This window comes from Paenibacillus allorhizoplanae, assembly GCF_927798215.1.
Lineage (GTDB): Bacteria > Bacillota > Bacilli > Paenibacillales > NBRC-103111 > Paenibacillus_E > Paenibacillus_E allorhizoplanae.
This window is the reverse complement of sequence record NZ_CAKMMW010000026.1, coordinates 99667-117621: the sequence shown is the minus strand read 5'-3', so window position 1 is coordinate 117621 and position 17955 is coordinate 99667. Positions and strand designations below refer to the sequence as shown.

At 45.7% G+C, this 17955-nt stretch carries 15 protein-coding genes and 12 tRNA genes; 21 read left to right on the top strand and 6 right to left on the bottom strand.

The genetic code is table 11. From position 1 onward, the window contains the following. Positions 1-22: 22 nt before the first annotated feature. The 20 genes from L6I86_RS29785 (at position 23) to glmS (ending at position 12459) form a co-directional block, all read left to right on the top strand. Positions 23-98 (top strand) — tRNA-Asn (locus L6I86_RS29785). A 2-nt stretch (positions 99-100) separates the two neighbouring features. After that, positions 101-176: transfer RNA gene (locus L6I86_RS29780), tRNA-Thr, on the top strand. A gap of 16 nt (positions 177-192) precedes the next feature. Further along, positions 193-267, top strand: a tRNA-Glu gene (locus L6I86_RS29775). 14 nt (positions 268-281) lie between these two features. Then, positions 282-357, top strand: a tRNA-Val gene (locus L6I86_RS29770). A 12-nt stretch (positions 358-369) separates the two neighbouring features. Next, positions 370-442 (top strand) — tRNA-Thr (locus tag L6I86_RS29765). Between the two features lie 10 nt (positions 443-452). Continuing rightward, positions 453-527: transfer RNA gene (locus tag L6I86_RS29760), tRNA-Gln, on the top strand. A 17-nt stretch (positions 528-544) separates the two neighbouring features. Further along, positions 545-620, top strand: a tRNA-Lys gene (locus tag L6I86_RS29755). A 19-nt stretch (positions 621-639) separates the two neighbouring features. Then, positions 640-719: transfer RNA gene (locus L6I86_RS29750), tRNA-Leu, on the top strand. Between the two features lie 38 nt (positions 720-757). Then, a tRNA-Gly gene (locus L6I86_RS29745) sits at positions 758-832 on the top strand. A 9-nt stretch (positions 833-841) separates the two neighbouring features. Further along, positions 842-918 (top strand) — tRNA-Arg (locus L6I86_RS29740). Between the two features lie 26 nt (positions 919-944). Continuing rightward, positions 945-1018, top strand: a tRNA-Pro gene (locus tag L6I86_RS29735). 18 nt (positions 1019-1036) lie between these two features. Next, a tRNA-Gly gene (locus L6I86_RS29730) sits at positions 1037-1107 on the top strand. A gap of 334 nt (positions 1108-1441) precedes the next feature. Next, positions 1442-4228 (top strand): phosphoenolpyruvate carboxylase, encoded by a 2787-nt coding sequence (gene ppc, locus L6I86_RS29725; protein ID WP_236292103.1) that lies wholly within the window; start codon positions 1442-1444, stop codon positions 4226-4228. Between the two features lie 119 nt (positions 4229-4347). Continuing rightward, the gene (locus tag L6I86_RS29720) at positions 4348-5217 is read left to right on the top strand and encodes a DMT family transporter (protein ID WP_236292101.1); all 870 of its coding nucleotides are present in this window, start codon (positions 4348-4350) and stop codon (positions 5215-5217) included. Between the two features lie 80 nt (positions 5218-5297). Beyond that, the gene (sigW, locus tag L6I86_RS29715; protein WP_236292099.1) at positions 5298-5894 is read left to right on the top strand and encodes an RNA polymerase sigma factor SigW; all 597 of its coding nucleotides are present in this window, start codon (positions 5298-5300) and stop codon (positions 5892-5894) included. A 69-nt stretch (positions 5895-5963) separates the two neighbouring features. Beyond that, entirely contained in the window at positions 5964-6569 is a 606-nt protein-coding gene (locus tag L6I86_RS29710; protein WP_056618184.1) for a zf-HC2 domain-containing protein, read from the top strand. A 168-nt stretch (positions 6570-6737) separates the two neighbouring features. Further along, entirely contained in the window at positions 6738-7559 is an 822-nt protein-coding gene (gene cdaA / locus L6I86_RS29705; RefSeq protein ID WP_056618181.1) for a diadenylate cyclase CdaA, read from the top strand. After that, positions 7552-8796 (top strand): CdaR family protein, encoded by a 1245-nt coding sequence (locus L6I86_RS29700; RefSeq protein ID WP_236292097.1) that lies wholly within the window; start codon positions 7552-7554, stop codon positions 8794-8796. The genes cdaA and L6I86_RS29700 overlap by 8 nt, the downstream gene beginning before the upstream one ends. A 30-nt stretch (positions 8797-8826) precedes the next feature. Then, the gene (gene glmM, locus L6I86_RS29695) at positions 8827-10167 is read left to right on the top strand and encodes a phosphoglucosamine mutase (RefSeq protein WP_236292096.1); all 1341 of its coding nucleotides are present in this window, start codon (positions 8827-8829) and stop codon (positions 10165-10167) included. A 462-nt stretch (positions 10168-10629) separates the two neighbouring features. Then, a complete protein-coding gene (gene glmS / locus L6I86_RS29690; RefSeq protein ID WP_236292090.1) occupies positions 10630-12459 on the top strand; it encodes a glutamine--fructose-6-phosphate transaminase (isomerizing) in 1830 nt (609 codons plus the stop codon). A 309-nt stretch (positions 12460-12768) separates the two neighbouring features. On the opposite strand, the gene L6I86_RS29685 is transcribed toward glmS, so the two are convergent. The 5 genes from L6I86_RS29685 to L6I86_RS29665 form a co-directional block, all read right to left on the bottom strand. After that, entirely contained in the window at positions 12769-13191 is a 423-nt protein-coding gene (locus tag L6I86_RS29685) for a hypothetical protein (RefSeq protein WP_236292087.1), read from the bottom strand. 15 nt (positions 13192-13206) lie between these two features. Continuing rightward, on the bottom strand, positions 13207-13902 hold the full coding sequence (locus tag L6I86_RS29680; protein WP_338113456.1) for an ATP-binding cassette domain-containing protein: 696 nt from the start codon (positions 13900-13902) through the stop codon (positions 13207-13209). Beyond that, positions 13895-14272 (bottom strand): GntR family transcriptional regulator, encoded by a 378-nt coding sequence (locus L6I86_RS29675; RefSeq protein WP_056618163.1) that lies wholly within the window; start codon positions 14270-14272, stop codon positions 13895-13897. The genes L6I86_RS29680 and L6I86_RS29675 overlap by 8 nt, the downstream gene beginning before the upstream one ends. Positions 14273-14274: 2 nt before the next feature. Next, positions 14275-14997, bottom strand: coding sequence for a hypothetical protein (locus L6I86_RS29670; protein ID WP_236292086.1), 723 nt, complete (start codon positions 14995-14997; stop codon positions 14275-14277). Between the two features lie 392 nt (positions 14998-15389). Beyond that, the gene (locus L6I86_RS29665; RefSeq protein ID WP_236292085.1) at positions 15390-16592 is read right to left on the bottom strand and encodes an MFS transporter; all 1203 of its coding nucleotides are present in this window, start codon (positions 16590-16592) and stop codon (positions 15390-15392) included. A 189-nt stretch (positions 16593-16781) separates the two neighbouring features. Here L6I86_RS29665 and L6I86_RS29660 point away from each other — a divergent pair, with 189 nt between their 5' ends. Further along, positions 16782-17360 (top strand): TetR/AcrR family transcriptional regulator, encoded by a 579-nt coding sequence (locus tag L6I86_RS29660; protein ID WP_236292083.1) that lies wholly within the window; start codon positions 16782-16784, stop codon positions 17358-17360. A 215-nt stretch (positions 17361-17575) separates the two neighbouring features. Here the strand turns inward: L6I86_RS29660 and L6I86_RS29655 are convergent, their stop codons facing one another. After that, entirely contained in the window at positions 17576-17869 is a 294-nt protein-coding gene (locus tag L6I86_RS29655) for a MarR family transcriptional regulator (protein ID WP_236292081.1), read from the bottom strand. Positions 17870-17955 lie beyond the last annotated feature (86 nt).

Below are 17955 nucleotides of genomic sequence, written 5' to 3'. Positions count from 1 at the left end.
GTAGAACGTTGCCAAGCATTGTTCCCTGATAGCTCAGTTGGTAGAGCACTCGACTGTTAATCGAGTTGTCACAGGTTCGAGTCCTGTTCGGGGAGCCATTGCTTCCATAGCTCAGTCGGTAGAGTGCATCCATGGTAAGGATGAGGTCACCGGTTCGATTCCGGTTGGAAGCTCCAGTAATTTTTTAAGTAAGGCCCGTTGGTCAAGTGGTTAAGACACCTCCCTTTCACGGAGGTAACAGGGGTTCGAGTCCCCTACGGGTCACCATTTTCAGATCCCATGGAGGCTTAGCTCAGCTGGGAGAGCATCTGCCTTACAAGCAGAGGGTCGGCGGTTCGATCCCGTCAGCCTCCACCATTAACTTTATATGCCGTTGTAGCTCAACTGGTAGAGCAACTGACTTGTAATCAGTAGGTTGGGGGTTCAAGTCCTCTCGACGGCATGTTTTCTATTGGGGATTAGCCAAGCGGTAAGGCAACGGACTTTGACTCCGTCATGCCAAGGTTCAAATCCTTGATCCCCAGCCATTTTTATCACAACACGTGAGTCATTAGCTCAGTTGGTAGAGCACCTGACTTTTAATCAGGGTGTCGTAGGTTCGAATCCTACATGACTCACCATTTGCCTTATTTACAACATGCGCGTATGGCGGAATTGGCAGACGCACTAGACTTAGGATCTAGCGGGTGACCGTGGGGGTTCAAGTCCCTCTACGCGCATTAAATCCTCACTTGTATTCATACAATTGAGGTACCCTGCGGAAGTGGCTCAGCGGTAGAGCATCGCCTTGCCAAGGCGAGGGTCGCGGGTTCGATCCCCGTCTTCCGCTCCAAAGTTTTTTGCGCCCTTAGCTCAGCTGGATAGAGTATTTGACTACGAATCAAAAGGTCGGGAGTTCGAATCTCTCAGGGCGCGCCATTCTTCATTATAAGTTATAAACGTATCGGGACGTAGCTCAGCTTGGTAGAGCACCTGCTTTGGGAGCAGGGGGTCGCATGTTCAAATCGTGTCGTCCCGATCATTTTTTCTAAACTACGCGGGCGTAGTTTAATGGTAGAACTTCAGCCTTCCAAGCTGATCGCGCGGGTTCGATTCCCGCCGCCCGCTTATATGAAAAGGACCACCTTCGGGTGGTCTTTTTCTATACTTAAGGACTTATACAAGTGGGTGGCGTTTCGTGCATCATCAATGATTATCCTGCATAAGACGAGCGTTCCAAAATTACGGCTAACTCCTTCTAATTAGGAAATAATACAAATCAAAGCGTCGCAGAATCTTATCAATACATTAATTACCACCGAAAAACGTACGGTTTTTTTATTTTAATACTATGTGTAGCGGTCAGATTGTGGTAAAATATTCTGAAATGAGTTTTTATAGCGACTAGCTTTTGCAGAGAGAAGCATTAATGCATCATAGTGAATAGATGGGGTGGAGAGTCATGGTAGAGAGTGAGATCGTCCAACAAAAACAAAGTACGAATAATCTGCTGCGTAGAGATATTCGGTTTCTTGGACACATACTAGGCGAAGTTCTTGTACATCAGGGTGGAAATGATCTGCTAGATGTCGTTGAAAGAATTCGCGAAATGAGCAAGTCGTTAAGAGCACACTATGTTATTGAGATCTATGATGAGTTTAAGAAAACGATATCTTCACTAGATCCGGAAATTCGCCATCAAGTGATACGCGCCTTTGCTATATACTTCCAGCTAGTTAATATTGCAGAACAAAACCATCGTATTCGCCGTAAACGTGATTACGAGCGCTCATCTGGGGAATCTGTACAACCAGGTTCGATTGAGAGCATCGTACAAGAGCTGAAGAATACGAATATTCCTTATACTGAGGTACAAGAAATTCTTAAAGCGATCTCTCTTGAGCTCGTAATGACGGCTCATCCAACGGAGGCTATGCGTCGTGCAGTACTCGATATTAATCTGCGCATCTCTGACGATATGATGAAGCTGGACAACCCTAACTTAACGTACCGTGAGCGTGAGCAATTGCGCGAGAAGCTTGTGGGTGAAGTGCTTAATTTGTGGCAAACCGATGAGCTGCGTGATCGTAAACCGACGGTAATCGACGAAGTGCGTAACGGATTGTACTATTTTGACGAGACGTTATTCGATGTATTGCCAGAAGTGTACCACGAGCTTGAGTGTTGTTTAAATAAATACTATCCAGAAGACAAATGGCATGTACCATCCTTCTTGAAATTTGGATCTTGGATCGGCGGAGATCGTGACGGAAATCCATCTGTAAGAGCGAATGTGACATGGGAGACGCTTGGTCTACATCGTCAATTGGCTTTGCAAAAGTATGAGGAAATCCTGAGAGAATCTTTAGCACACATGAGCTTTAGTAAGAACATTGTGAATGTGAGCGAAGCTCTGATCGAATCGATCCAATGTGATCGTGAAGCGATGGGGAATGTTCAGGATGTTTGGCGTAATGAGAAGGAACCATACCGCATCAAGACGACTTATATGATCGAGAAGATTCATAATACGGGCAATGCAAATGTATCTTCTACCCAGAAGTACAATAGCCCTGAAGAGTTTATTCAAGACTTGCAAGTTATGGAAGCTAGTTTGCGTGCGCACTTTGCAGATTATGTCGCGGATAAATATATTAAGAAGTTAATTCGTCAAGTTGAACTCTTCGGCTTCCACTTAGCTGCTCTGGATATCAGACAGCATAGTAAAGAGCATGAGAATGCGATGACGGAAATTTTGGCGAAAATGGGTATTACGCCGGATTACAGCAAGCTTTCGGAAGATGAGAAAATTTCATTGCTTACGAATGTCTTGAATGATCCACGTCCTATCACGTCTACGTACTTGGACTACACAGAAGGTACGAAAGAATGTTTAGACGTTTATCGCACAGTTGGTAAAGCGCAGAAGGAATTCGGACGTAATTGTATTAATAGTTACTTGATTTCAATGACGCAAGGTGCAAGTGATATGCTTGAAGTTGTTGTATTTGCCAAAGAGGCGGGCCTATACCGCAGAGAGAGCGACGGAACTGTTACGAGTACCGTTCAGTCTGTACCGCTTTTTGAAACGATTGACGACCTTCATGCGGCGCCTGGTATCATGAGCACGTTGTTAGCGATTCCTGCTTACCGATTAAGCCTTGATCCAGAAACACAAATGCACGAAATTATGCTAGGATATTCCGACAGTAATAAAGACGGCGGTGTGATTACAGCGAACTGGGAGCTGCGCATGGCGCTTCAAGATATCACAGAAGCGGCTAAGAAATTCGGCGTGAAGTTGAAGTTCTTCCATGGTCGTGGTGGGGCATTGGGGCGTGGCGGTATGCCATTGAACCGAAGCATTCTAGCTCAACCGGTTGAAACGCTTGGTGGCGGCATTAAGATTACGGAGCAAGGTGAAGTTCTTTCTTCCCGTTATTCGCTGCAAGGGATTGCATACCGTAGTTTGGAGCAAGCGACATTTGCTTTGATCACAGCATCGAAGCTGTCCCGTTCACCGCAAAGACACCCGCTTGAAGATAAGTGGGAAAATATTATGCGTGGTATTTCGGAGCAAGCACAGACGAAGTATCAAGATCTTATTTTCAGAGACGAAGACTTCTTAACGTTCTTCAAAGAATCTACACCGCTGCCGGAAATTGGCGAGCTGAATATCGGTTCCCGTCCATCTAAGCGTAAAAATAGTGATAAGTTCGAAGATTTGCGTGCGATTCCATGGGTATTCTCATGGACGCAAACGAGATACCTGCTACCAGCATGGTATGCCGCGGGTACTGGCCTGCAAAGCTTCGCTCAAGGCAATGAAAGCAACCTAGCAGTCCTCAAAGAGATGTATGAGGATTGGTCATTCTTCCGCACGATGATTGATAATCTGCAAATGGCTTTGGCAAAGGCAGATCTTCTTATTGCGAAGGAGTATGGCAGCTTGGTGAAGGAATCTGCGATTGCAGAGCGTATTTTCAATCTGATCAAAGACGAGTATGAGTTGACGTCTTCGATTATTTTGCAAATTACAGGTCAGCAAGAGATTCTAGATAATGTTCCTGTCATTCAAGAATCGATCAAATTGCGTAATCCATACGTGGATCCGCTTAGCTACATGCAGGTTGAGTTGCTTACAGAGCTACGCGCGCTAAGAGAAAACAATGAAGACGATGCGATTCTGCTTCGTGAAGTACTACTTACAATCAATGGGATTGCTGCGGGACTTCGGAATACGGGCTGATCCTTTCGACAACAAAAGAAAACCAACAGGATGACAAAGTCGAGCGCTTGCAGCAATGCAGGCAGCTCGGCTTTTCCTGTAATTACGGGAATTGCCCAAGTCAGGAGGTGCGCGGCAGCATGGGGCGATGGTTGGCAATAGTTCTTGTCCTTATTGGGGCTTCAAGTTACGGCTTGCTTTCTTCATATATTAAAATGGCCTATGATCAAGGTTTCACAGATGGACAAATTACACCTGCTCAGATGACGATGGGGACGGTATTCGTATGGGTATTGATTCTTTTTCATAAAAAGTCGTGGGTAAGTCCGTTTAGGGGTCCTTGGATTAAACTGGGGTTGATTGGGATTTTTGGACTGTCGTTAACGACGGTCGTATATAATATTGCGCTGCAAGAGTTAGATGCTTCCTTATGCATTATTCTTCTCTTTCAATTTACGTGGATGACGATTGCTATGGATTGTATCGTGAAACGGAGATTGCCTAAACGCATGGAAGGGATCGCGATTGCGCTGATTCTGGCAGGGACGATCCTTGCGGTGAATGTGTTTGATACCAACTGGGGAGAGCTCAGTATTCTGGGTATACTATATGGACTTATCTCTGCGTTAGCGTATAGTGTTTTTCTGTTTTTCACGGGACAAGTCGAAAGTTCACTGCCTCCGCTCATGAATTCTGCGATCATGCTGACGGCTGCGCTGCCGATTATGTACGTTTTGTATCCGCCGACGGTTTTTGTTCATGAAAATGGTGGTATGCTGTTGCTGTGGGGATTGCTGCTCGGGTTCCTAGGCCAGGTTGTACCGACTGTTTCATTTAATATCGGAATTCCCAAGATCGGAAGTGCACTCGCTGCTATGCTCGGATCTGTGGAGCTTCCAGTGGCTATTCTTGCTGCTTATCTGCTCATCGGGGAACCGATTACTGGGCTACAATGGGGAGGCATGGCCCTGATTCTGGGGGGAATTATAATTTCTGAAAACAAATCGTAATTTCTGCGTATATATTAGAAGAGAGAATTTTATTATCATTAAATGGATGTTGAATTGTCGAGAAGCCGGAGGAAAACCAATTGAACTTTGTTGAAGCACGACTGGCTAAGCTGGCCAGTAATGGGGATCGCAATGCTTTTGCAGAGCTCGTGGAGCTCTATAAAGACAAGATCTTTCATTTGGCTTACCGCATGCTGAATAACAAGCAAGAAGCCGAGGATGCCGTGCAAGAAACATTCTTGCGCGTGTATACGAATTTACATCGATATGATGAGAATCAGAAATTTTCGACGTGGATTTTTCGAATCGGGACAAACTTATGTATTGATAAGCTGCGACGAAGAAAACCAACGTATTCGCTGGATGCCGAAATGACAGATGGCGAAGGCAATGATTATTATGCGATGCTCCCTAGCGACGAGGATACACCAGAGAAACAACTGATAGTTTCTGAAACGCAGGCACAGATTCACCGAGCGATTGAGACGCTGCCTGAGAAATATAAATCGGTTGTCATTCTTAGGTATCTACACGATATGTCACTACAAGAAATTAGTGATGTGCTCGACATGCCCGTCACCACGATCAAAACACGTGTCCACAGGGGACGGGAGTACTTACGAAAGCGATTGGAGCAGGAGGAACAAGTTGTCAGTACAAATCCTGTTCGAATTTGAAACATATTTGAAATCGAAACGTATGGTATATCACAACATGCAAAAGTCTAAGAAAGGGGTGGCTGTAACGTGAATTGTAAAGAAGCCCTCCCGCTCATACATGAATATCTCGACGGTGATTTACCAAAGACGGAAGCTCTACCTTTGAAAGAACATTTGATAGCCTGTCAGGCGTGTCATAACACTTTCAAACAGCTAGAGAAAACGGACGCTTTGGTTAGAATGCTGCCCTCCATCAAAGTACCTGATACGTTAACTGCACAGATTATGAGCGGCTTACCACCGATGAAAAAGAAGAATACCTGGACGGATTGGATTCGCAGACACCCTGCTGTATCGGTTGCTGTGGTTTTTGGAACGGTCATGTTCGGAAGCTTTATATCGATGTGGGATGACGATCAGAATCTCATGGTGCAGGGAAGTAACCTTCAGGATGTCGTTATTCAAGGAGATACAGTGATTGTGCCGCAAGGACATACTGTAAATGGTGATCTTGTGGTCAAACGCGGGGAACTGAAGGTTGAAGGCGATGTAACGGGGAATGTCGTCGTGATCGATGGATCGGTCAACTTAGCCTCAACGGCGCACATTTCTGGAGAAGTCAAACAAGTCGATGAAGCATTGAGCTGGGTCTGGTACAAATTAGGTGAATTCGTAGGTAAAATCACGCCATAACGGAATGTCCCCTTATAGCTGAGACTATAGGGGGCTTTTTTCTTTTTTTACATAGGAAAAATGAACCAATTCTTGCGCGATGAGTCTAGATAAATAGAAGTATACTTAGCTTTATGTTATGATTCCAATATAGAGAGAACTTTGTTTAGTCGCCTGGGGGAGAATACAATGGATTTGCTCACGAGCATCTCGGCTAAGGATATTGTCGATATACTCATCGTTAGCTATGTGATTTATAAATTGATCCTAGTGGTGCGTGGGACAAGGGCTATTCAACTGATGAAGGGGATCCTCGTGGTCGTCATTACCTGGGTCATTAGTATTTGGTTTCAGTTAAGTACACTGCAATGGATGGTGAATCAAGCCTTTACGTTCGGGGTGCTTGGGGTTATTATTATTTTTCAACCTGAGCTAAGACGAGCCTTGGAGCAATTAGGTCGAGGTAAGTTATTCGGAAGTAGATCTTCTTCAGAAGAAGATCAAGATGTGAATAAAAGAATCAGCGAAGTGATTCGGGCTGCGAATTATTTGGCCAAACGTAAAATCGGGGCTTTGATTGTTTTTGAGAAAGATACGGGACTTACCGACTATGTCGAGTCCGGTATTGCAATAGAGAGCAAAATCAGCGGAGAGCTGTTAATTAATATTTTTATCCCAAATACCCCTCTTCATGATGGCGCAGTAATTATTCGGCAAGGGCAGTTGATGGCCGCGGGTTGTTATTTGCCTCTGTCTGAAAATCCTTTCATTTCGAAAGAACTGGGAACTCGGCATCGTGCAGCGATCGGTATGAGTGAAGTTTCAGATGCGATGTGTGTGATTGTTTCAGAAGAGACAGGTCAAATCTCACTAACTATGAACGGACATATCGTACGGGATATTAAAGAGGAATCGTTGATTTCAAAGCTTTTTGAAGAGTTGAAACCCAAAGCGAAAACAAATGAGAAGAACCCTTTCATGAAATGGTGGGGAGGGCGTTCGAATGGATAAATGGTTACGTAATACAAACGTGGTACGGATCGTTGCACTTGTTGTCGGGATACTGCTATGGGTAGTTGTCCATATGGAAGAAACGAATATATCCGGGAACACAGCGCTACGCGAGCGAGTGGAAACGATTAATAACGTCTCCATCACAACCAAATATGATGAAACGCATTATTTCATCTCGTCGATGAATCCCGCGAATGTGCAGGTAATTCTGAAAGGGAAGGAATCTTCCGTTAAGAAAGTGACGGCTAGCAATACGTATCAGATTCAATTGGATTTGACGCAAGTCGGCAAAGGCGACCATCAGGTTACCCTAGCACCGGTAGGGATACCGTCAGATGTGGATGTGGAGATCGTTCCTAGAACGGTCCACGTCATGATTGAAGAGCTACAAATGAAAGAGGTACCTGTCGTCATAAATGTCAAAGGAACGCCTGCAGCAGGCCTCAAAGCGGGACAACCTATTGTGAAGCCAGGTAAGGTGTACATTACGGCACAAACGAGTAAACTCGATCAGATTGAGAATGTCCGCGGCGAGGTATCTGTGGATAAAGCACAATCAGCGGTGACGAAGCAGGTCAGATTGCAGGCTTTTGACAAAGAAGGCAAAGAAGTAACCCTTAACATCAATCCTTCGGTTGTCGATGTTGAGGTGCCTATCACAAGCCCGTTCCAAACCATTCCGTTACAGATCAAAGTAAGTGGTGAACCTCCTGCAGGATTTGCCATCGCGATGATTACGCAAACCCCTGATAAGGTGACCGTATACGGAGCGCAAGACGTCGTAGACCGCATGGAATTCTATCAAGGGCCGCAGCTTAGTCTGCAGGATGTGAAGGAAACGAAAGATTTCGCACTGGACATTCCTCTCAGGAATAAAGTAACTCAATTAGATCCTGCGAAGGTGACGGTCCATGTTGAGGTTGTGCCTTCAATCACGAAAGCAGTAGAGAATGTACCGATTACGATTATTGGTCAAAATGAAAATTACGAAACCAAAGTAACGCAGCCAGCCACGGCTACCTTGAATATTACGGTAGAAGGTGCTCCTGCCATTATTGATCAATTGAAAGTTCAAGATATTCAAGCGATACTAGATGTTAGTAATTTGCCACCTGGTAAGCATGAATTGAAAGTAACATTAAATATGCCTACTTTCGTGAAATTAGGGCTTCCACAAGAAGTGAAGGCGATCGTAGAAATCAGCGAGAAAAATGTTAAAGCAGCAAATCCATAATGGGGAATAGAGAAAGAGGAGAATACAAAAATGGGGAAATATTTTGGTACAGATGGTGTGCGCGGTGTCGCGAATGGCGAACTCACACCAGAATTGGCTTATAAGGTAGGACGCTGCGGCGGGTATGTGTTAACAAGACAGGCGAAGCATCCGAAAGTCGTGATCGGGAGAGATACACGTATTTCGGGGCCGATGTTGGAAGCATCCCTTGTAGCAGGTTTGTTATCGATTGGTGTTGAGGTGATTCGTATTGGTGTGGTGAGTACGCCAGCGGTTGCTTATTTGACGAAAAAGCTAGGTGCAGACGCAGGCGTTATGATCTCTGCTTCACATAATCCGGTTGAAGACAACGGGATTAAGTTCTTTGGAGGCGACGGTTTCAAGCTATTGGATGAGACGGAGCTTGAAATTGAACAGCTGCTCGATGCAGCTGTAGATGAACTGCCTCGCCCGGTTGGCGGCGAGATTGGTACGGTTTCAGATCAGCCAGATGCGAAGCACCTTTATCTGGCATTCTTGAAAGAAACGGTGTCGAAGTCATTCGACGGCGTAAAGGTTGTTCTTGATTGTGCGAATGGCTCAGCCTATGAGCTGGCGCCTTTGATTTTCCGCGAGCTCGGAGCGGAAGTGATCACCATCGGCGCGGAGCCGAATGGGCGCAACATCAACGATGCTTGCGGATCCACCCACCCAGAGACGCTTCGCGCCGAGGTGGTTAAGCATGGCGCAGCCATCGGGCTGGCTTTTGACGGCGACGCGGATCGTCTGATCGCGATCGATGAGAAAGGTGATGAAGTCGACGGCGACTTCATCTTGAGCATTCTTGGCGATGCGCTGAATCGCCAAGGTAAGCTGAACCACGGCACCATTGTGACGACGGTGATGGCGAATATTGGCTTTTTCAAGGGCATCGAAAAAGCCGGCTTGAAGGCTCTGCAAACAGCTGTAGGCGATCGCTACGTGATGGAAGAAATGCGTAAAGGCGGCTACAACTTAGGCGGGGAGCAATCTGGTCATGTTATTTTCTTAGATTACATCTCAACAGGTGATGGGATTCTAACGGCTCTGCAATTGGTGAATACACTAGTTGAATCTGGGCGTAAGCTGAGCGATTTGAAAGGGATTATGCGTAAATTCCCGCAATTGCTTGTTAACATCCGTGTAGCGGATAAAAGCAAGTTGAAGGACAATGCGGTCATCGAAGAAGCGATCCGTAAAGTCGAGGATGAGCTTGGCGATAACGGTCGTGTGTTGGTTCGTCCATCCGGTACAGAGTCCTTGATTCGTGTTATGGCAGAAGGCCCTGATAAAGAGCAAGTAGAAGCATATGTTCATGATATTGCGAAGGTTATACAAGAGCAATTGGTATAATTATAGGCTGCTAGTCCCTCATTTTTGCTGGAAATTGGCGAGATGGGGGATCAGGTATGCCAAAAACAAGTTGCAATGCTGGGTCAAAATGCATATGATGAAGTTACTCAAGAAGGAAAGGCAGGGTAGAAGTTATTCGTAACAAATAGCGCCAGAACTCGCAAGCGGGACGGAAATGTAGCCGAACGGCTGCTACTACGCGGTGAGTTGACGAGGTGAAGGTGTTCGAAACATTCGGCGGGGACCTTCCGGCACGAGGAGTGCCGTTAAGTTGGAGAGCAAAATCGTTCGGGCGACCGGGCAGACAAGTATCCAACATCTATTAACGATTTATTGAATCTTACACGTAAAGAACGCCCTTATAGATGGTTTATTTCATTATGATTTATGACTGATTGAAAATCAGATCCTTGACAAACAGCCCTTGTAGAAGAGGCTTATACAAATTTGGAGGTTGTAACTATGTGCGGTATTGTTGGTTATATTGGAAAGCGTAATTCTCAGGAGATTCTATTGGAAGGTCTCAAAAAGCTAGAGTACAGAGGCTATGATTCTGCTGGGGTTGCGGTGTATACAGCGGATGGTTTGCAAATTAAAAAAGCCAAAGGCCGTATTGCGAACTTGGAGTCGAAGCTGGGTGAAACGCCTTTGAACGGAAGCGTTGGCATCGGGCACACACGTTGGGCGACACATGGTAAGCCATCGGACGTGAATTCGCATCCGCACACCGATAATTCTTTGAAATTCTCCGTTGTGCATAACGGGATTATTGAGAATTATATTACGCTGAAAGAAGAACTAATCGCGAAGGGCCATGTTTTCGTATCGGAGACGGATACAGAGGTTATTTCGCATTTGATCGCTAGTTTGTACGAGGGAGATATCCTCAAAGCTGTTCAGAAGGCCGTGAAGCACATGACAGGTGCGTTTGCGCTTGGTGTTTTGACAGAGTTCGAACCAGACCGCCTCGTTGCTGTGCGTCAAGCTAGCCCGCTTATTATCGGGATTGGCGAAGGTGAGAACTTCATTGGTTCAGATATTCCAGCGATTCTAGAGTATACACGTAATGTGTTCATTCTAAATGATGGCGAAATGGCGCTATTAACGCGGGATGCTGTCGAATTAATGACGTTAGAGGGGAATTTTATTTCCAGGGAAATGTTCCATGTCGATTGGGACATTGTTACGGCGGAAAAAGCCGGATTTGATCATTTCATGTTGAAAGAAATCTATGACCAACCGAAAGCGTATCGCGATACGATGGGGAGTCGTATTGCACCTGACGGTAAGCGTGTGACATTGAATGAACTTACGATTACGCCGGAGGCGATTCGTAACATCAGCCGTGTGCATATCGTCGCTTGTGGAACAGCGTTCCATGCTGGTATGGTTGGGAAGTATGTCATTGAGAAAATGGCGCGTATTCCGGTAGAAACGGATGTAGCGTCTGAATATCGTTATCGTTCCCCGATTATCACAAAGGATACGCTAGTGATTGTCGTGAGCCAATCCGGTGAAACGGCGGATACGTTGGCAGCACTTCGTGAAGCGAAACGTTGCGGAGCACACGTGTTGGCGATTACGAATGTTGTAGGAAGCTCCGTTGCGCGTGAGGCGAACGATATCATTACAACATGGGCTGGACCGGAGATTGCGGTGGCTTCGACGAAAGCCTACACGTCGCAATTGATCGGGTTTTACCTCTTGGGCTTACACCTGGCGCAAACTCTGGGCACGCAAACGCCTGAGGAAATTGCTGAAGTGATTGCAGCGATGAAGGAATTGCCTGCGCAGGTTAGCGAAATCCTGGAGCAAGCGGAAGCATTGAAAGTTGTTGCTGAAGAGATGGCGAAGCATGATAATCTGTTCTTTATCGGCAGAGGTTTGGATTATGCGGTAGCGCTTGAAGGCTCTTTGAAGTTGAAAGAGATCTCATACATTCACTCCGAGGCGTATGCTGCGGGTGAGTTAAAGCACGGTACACTTGCGTTAATCGAGGATGATATTCCGGTGATTGCGTTAGCGACACAGCATGAATTGCTCGAGAAAACTGTGAGCAACATTAAAGAAGTGAAGGCGCGCGGCGCGAAAGTGCTAGGTATTGCCGTGGAAGGTGAAACGGAGCTGCAGAAGTCGGTTGATAGCACGTTCATTATCCCAAAAACGTTGGATGTATTAACGCCTGCCTTGTCTGTAATTCCTTTGCAGTTGTTGTCTTACTACGCGTCGTTGGCGCGTGGGAATGACGTTGATAAGCCTAGGAATTTGGCGAAAAGTGTCACGGTGGAGTAGGGTTATTTTAATTATTGTGAAAAAAATATAAAGTTATAGACTATCATATCAAATGAGGAATAGAAAAAAACGGCCTTATGTTAATATAATATCCCCTTTAAGTAGACACTCAAAAATATCCTTGTGGTACCATAAGGAAACGAGTGCAACTTGGAGGGGATTTTTCTATGACTAAAAAATGGCAAACATGAAATCAAATCACGGATGAATTTAAGTTAGCTGCTGTTCCTGTTCAGAACTAAATGAAAGGATCCATCCAGCTATAGAAGGCCGGGCTTCATCCATTTAATTATCGGTACTTATCCCCATTCACCCGGCAATTTCGGACTTCCCGCTAACCCAACGATCCGAACGCTTAACTATATAATGATAGAACACATAACGCCAAGGAATGCAGAATGGGAAGATCGCCACGATCAAGCATTCGAACACTACTCCCAAAGTAGAGTCGTCTATCTGCCCGGCGGTCCAAAGTGGGAGAGCGACGACAGATAGCCAGATCAGCTTCCAGACCATCTCCCAAAGGAGCAGCGGGAGCATCTGCAGAGGATACCGGAGACCCAACAGGGAGAGAGCCGAGAAGGCGGCCAACATGCATTGGACGATTCCCTCCATCAAATCCCACTGTTCGTGGTGGATGACCCCGGGCCATACTACGATTCCAAGTCCTACGACAACAAGAAGGTACAGGGCACGCAACAGGTAGAGACGAAACACAGAGACTTCTTTCATAATTGACCGCTCCTCTTAATAAGTTTTCTTCATCCACGCCGTGATGCCAATCCCATCCGAGTCATGCAATTCTTCGACATCGGCATAGCGAAGCAAAGTTCCGTCCTTGATGGCGATGAAGCTATCCCATATCGACTCGAGTTCCGGGATCACGTGGCTGGTCATGATTAGCGTCTGGGATTCCAAGTCAAGGTAAGAAATCATTCCTCTGACAATCGATTCCTGTACCATCGGATCCAGTCCAGACAACGGCTCATCCATCAAAATGTATGGCACTTCTCTGGCTAGTGTGAGCATGATTTTAACCCGGCTGCGTTTACCCTTCGACAGATCCCTAATTCTCACAGTCGGTTCCAACTGCATGAACGCCATGATCTCTTCCGCCTTAGTGACATTAAAATCAGGGAATTGCGCAGCCTGATAGGCGATTGCTTCTTTTACCGTAAACCAGGCATAAGTCGAGTCTTGGTCGGATAAGTAGGAGACAAGCGTGCTGATTCTTCGGTGCGCCTTCTTCCCATTTATGGTGACAGAGCCGCCAGTTGGTTGGAGAAGTCCCGCAATGAGCTTTAGTAAGGTAGATTTTCCGCCACCGTTCTCTCCCACGATTCCTATGATTTTCCCCATAGGCAATGTTAAAGTAATGTCTCGAATGATGGGTTTCTTGTTATAAGCTTTCGAGACGTTAGTCAATGCGATCATATTACTCATCTCCCTTATCTCTTTTGTTCAAGTGATCCTGCAATCCGGTCACGATCTCCTCCGAGCGATAGCCCATCTCCCGCATAACTAGAACAAAGGAGGCAATCTGCTCTTCGATCATGCTCGAGCGAAGCTGAGTCAATAGCTCTTCCTGCTCCGTGACGAACGTGCCTTGTCCTCTTCTCGTCTCCAAAACCCCTTCTCGTTCCAGTTCGCTGTAGGTGCGTTGGATGGTATTCGGGTTGACATTATAGGTTACCGCCATCTCCCGGACGGATTGAAGCTTCTGGCCCGCTTGCAGTTCCTGGCTTACGATTTGCCTCTTAATTCGATCGGCAACCTGGAGATAGATCGATTTGGAAGAATGAAACTCATCCATGATTAAACCTCGACTTTCCTGTCAACGATCCATGAACTTAAATAGAACAGAACGATGACAATAATCAAGTTATAGAAGTATTCGCCCAAGTAGAGTGGGAACGGATCTACTGAGAACGTCGGAAAATAGATTTCCATGCCACCCCATTGCGTAACGAGCTTATAAAGACCCGAGGAAGTGATAATAGTATCGATCCAGCTCGACAAGAGAACGGCGCCAATAAGGACTAACCAGGCTAAACGGCCGATTCGATGTTTGAGTGCATAGTACAGTGACCACAGAAGGATGACCCAGACGCCGATTGCCACGGAGATAAGGATTGCGTGTAGGAAGATCAACCATGCCGCACTCCAAGTATCCGTCAAGTACTCTTCCATTAAACGAAACTTCGCCTGGAGCAGGATTCCAGCCATCGAGTACAGAACAGCCAAGGAAACGAGCATCGTGATCAATCCACTCGTTAGTTTGCTTAGGAGCAAGCTGATAGCTGACCTCGGATTGTGAAGCCAAACGTGCAAGTTCGAGGCTTCTGTTCGTAGGCTTGCGAATAACGCGATCGGAAGATAGAAGACATGGAATCCGGCAGCGGCTAACAACGGAATGAACAGATATTGGCCGAGAAGTCCAGCAATGATGATGCTAATGACATTAATAACAAGCCCCGTGAATAAGACGGTCGTCGATAATCGCAAATCCTTTTTTACTATAGCTGCCCATTTGGCCATTGTGCTATCCCCTTCGAATTAGAAAAATTGTATTAGTTAAATAGTACACCAGTACACTAGAACACGTCAATGGGCAAAAATATGCTGATTGCGTTCGAACATCGAGTCGTCAATATGAACGCTGTCTCCCGATCGTCGCGGTTAAATTCTCTACACGGCGAATGGTTTCGCTGCTGAGTGTCAACTAGAATTTTCGCCACGCGTACCCCCTAGGATTGAGGAGTTGGTGAAATCAGCGGAACCACGTTCCGTAACTTCAGAGTGGTACAGAGATATCGCGCTTGAGGTGGGCGGAAATAGTAACTATACTTTATGAAAAAAACGGCTACGCTGTCCTTGAAGGACGGCGTAGCCGTTTTTATTATAAAGAGTTGACTTGAATTGTTCCATACCTAAGCTGAAGCTTTAGCCTTGGCTTCAGTAAAGAAATATAAGAGTGCAATCAAGGGAAGTAAGGCACCGATCCAAGTTGTTATCACCCATCCCCCATGCGCATAGGTTAACCCACCTACGAACGATCCTACGGCTCCCCCGATAAAGAAGATAGCCATGAAAAGGCCATTGAGCCGCCCTCTAGTCTCATTCCCCAACGAATAAATCGCTCGTTGTCCAATAACAAGATTACCGGAAACAGCCATATCTAGTGTAATCGCTGCAATGAAAAGCAACACGAGTGAACCATTTGATTTGTTGTGAACAAGAGCAAGGATGATGAAGGATAGAATAGCAATGATTATGGCGCTGAGCGTAAGGGCTCGACTCCAGTTTTTATCAGCCAACCTTCCTGCAATTGGAGCTGCAATGGCTCCGGCAACACCTACTAAGGCAAACAGGGCTATACCTTGTTGGGACATCCCGTATTGGTCCACTAGTCGCAATGGCACTGTTGTCCAGAATAAGCTAAAGGCTCCGAATAGACAAGCCTGATAGAAAGCACGACGTCGGAGTATAGGGGTTTGTTTGAATAATTTGAGCAGAGAGGCCACCAATTGTCCATAGGTTAGACCTTTCCCAGGCCGCCGCTCGGGCAATCGACTTATTAGTAAAAATCCCAACAGTACCATGAGTCCAGCTGAAATGGCAAAGATCGCTTGCCATCCCCACACGCCGGCAATTAAGCTTGCAACCGGACGTGCCAACATGATGCCGAGCAAGAGCCCGCTCATCACATTGCCGACGACACGGCCTCGCTGTTCTTCGGTTGATAAATAAGCGGCGAAGGGTACTAGAATCTGCGCGACGACAGAGCCTAGCCCAATCATGAGCGATGCGGACATGAACAGAAAAGCTCCTCGAGAAAAGGCAGCTACAGATAAGGCTAGAACTATAAAAGCAAGTAAAGCAACGATAAGTCGGCGATTCTCCAACATATCGCTCAGAGGCACGATGAATAGTAAGCCAGCGACATACCCAATTTGCGTAATGGTTACAATAAGTCCCGCGCTTCCTGAAGGAAGACTCAAGTCAGAGCTGATCGGACCTACTAGTGTCTGGGAATAATATAGGTTGGCAACAATAAGACCGCATGCCGCGGCCAGAAGAAACATCATTCCATTTGAAATACTTCTCTTATTATGAACATTTGATTGAATCATAGTCATCATCCTTTGTCAGTTATAATTTAAAGTTCGCTAATTACTGAACGTTTCGTTTACTTATTAGGATGAAATTAATATATATACTGGACGTATCGTTTTGTAAATAGGGGAATATATAACTTTATCAACTTTAACAAAATTATTATACTAAGTTAGAGATATTTGCTGGGCGAAGGAGAGGACACAATGTCATCAAAAAGAGGAAGACCACGAAATCCGATCACGCAAAAGTCCATCCTGGTTGCTTCTTACGAGCTTCTTCTGATATATGGATTCAAAGGTGTCACAGTCGAGAAGATTGCGGAACGTGCGGGAGTCAGTAAAGCTACTGTTTACAAGTGGTGGCCTAATAAAGCCGCTGTGGTGATGGATGGTTTCTTAGACGCGGCAACCGACAGGCTGCCAGTCCCTGATTCAGGAAACGTATTCGAAGACGTGTTAATCCACGCTACGAACCTATGTAGATTCATGGTTAGTCAAGAAGGGCATATGATTGCAGCGCTAATCGGTGAGGGGCAGGTTGATCCTATCTTAATGGAAGCTTGCCGGACACGTTACATCCTCCCTCGTAGATCAGAAGCGTTTACGATCTTGCATAAGGGGTTAGAACGAGGAGAGCTAAGACAAGGGCTTGATCTAGCGATCTGTGTTGACTTAATTTATGGTCCTCTTTTTTATCGTCTGCTGGTCACAGGTGAACCTTTGCATGATACGTTTGTAAAACAACTGGTTGAAGCTGCATTTTATGGACTAAAGCATCGCTGATGGTTGAATAGGCTGGTTCATGAAAAAGTAAAAGTGCTAAGTGTAGCAATACTATATACGACGTTCGGTCGTTTTATTCGGCTACCAAGTAATAACCTTACATAGAGGTAATAAAATTAAAAAGAAGCTATTGCGTTACCCAGTGGGTGTACGGAATAGCTTCCTCTAGGGACGCCGCTAGGCATGTTTTCCTAAAGTAATCCAAGAAAGTATATCTAATGCACCAATTGCTCTAAATCAGGCTGCAGTTTATTCCGCAGCGCATAGAGCATGACCGCTCCGACCTTCTCTAAATTGTTGACCAGACTGCTGATGGAGGAGCCTTTACGGTTGAAGGTTTTCTCTAAATCCTTCTGGGAAACTCCACCTTCTTCATTTCCATCAATAAACCGAAGCGCCAGCCCTTGCTCGATCGTTAGCCCGTACGCTTCCAGCTTTTTATCGACGCCGATCTTCATCTTTAGACCGATCATACGAAACTGATGTTGTAGATTGCGGTTCTGCTCCATGGTTATCACCTTCAGTTTTAAATTAGTTAGAACACTAACTAAATATACGGATTTGGATTTCGTTTATCAAATCGTTTTTTTTGACC

Coding starts and splice junctions, on each gene's coding strand:
- ppc (WP_236292103.1), top strand. CDS start 1,442: ATGGTAGAGAGTGAGATCGTCCAACAAAAACAAAGTACGAATAATCTG.
- L6I86_RS29720 (WP_236292101.1), top strand. CDS start 4,348: ATGGGGCGATGGTTGGCAATAGTTCTTGTCCTTATTGGGGCTTCAAGT.
- cdaA (WP_056618181.1), top strand. CDS start 6,738: ATGGATTTGCTCACGAGCATCTCGGCTAAGGATATTGTCGATATACTC.
- L6I86_RS29700 (WP_236292097.1), top strand. CDS start 7,552: ATGGATAAATGGTTACGTAATACAAACGTGGTACGGATCGTTGCACTT.
- glmM (WP_236292096.1), top strand. CDS start 8,827: ATGGGGAAATATTTTGGTACAGATGGTGTGCGCGGTGTCGCGAATGGC.
- glmS (WP_236292090.1), top strand. CDS start 10,630: ATGTGCGGTATTGTTGGTTATATTGGAAAGCGTAATTCTCAGGAGATT.
- L6I86_RS29685 (WP_236292087.1), bottom strand. CDS start 13,191: ATGAAAGAAGTCTCTGTGTTTCGTCTCTACCTGTTGCGTGCCCTGTAC.
- L6I86_RS29680 (WP_338113456.1), bottom strand. CDS start 13,902: ATGAGTAATATGATCGCATTGACTAACGTCTCGAAAGCTTATAACAAG.
- L6I86_RS29675 (WP_056618163.1), bottom strand. CDS start 14,272: ATGGATGAGTTTCATTCTTCCAAATCGATCTATCTCCAGGTTGCCGAT.
- L6I86_RS29670 (WP_236292086.1), bottom strand. CDS start 14,997: ATGGCCAAATGGGCAGCTATAGTAAAAAAGGATTTGCGATTATCGACG.
- L6I86_RS29665 (WP_236292085.1), bottom strand. CDS start 16,592: ATGATTCAATCAAATGTTCATAATAAGAGAAGTATTTCAAATGGAATG.
- L6I86_RS29660 (WP_236292083.1), top strand. CDS start 16,782: ATGTCATCAAAAAGAGGAAGACCACGAAATCCGATCACGCAAAAGTCC.
- L6I86_RS29655 (WP_236292081.1), bottom strand. CDS start 17,869: ATGGAGCAGAACCGCAATCTACAACATCAGTTTCGTATGATCGGTCTA.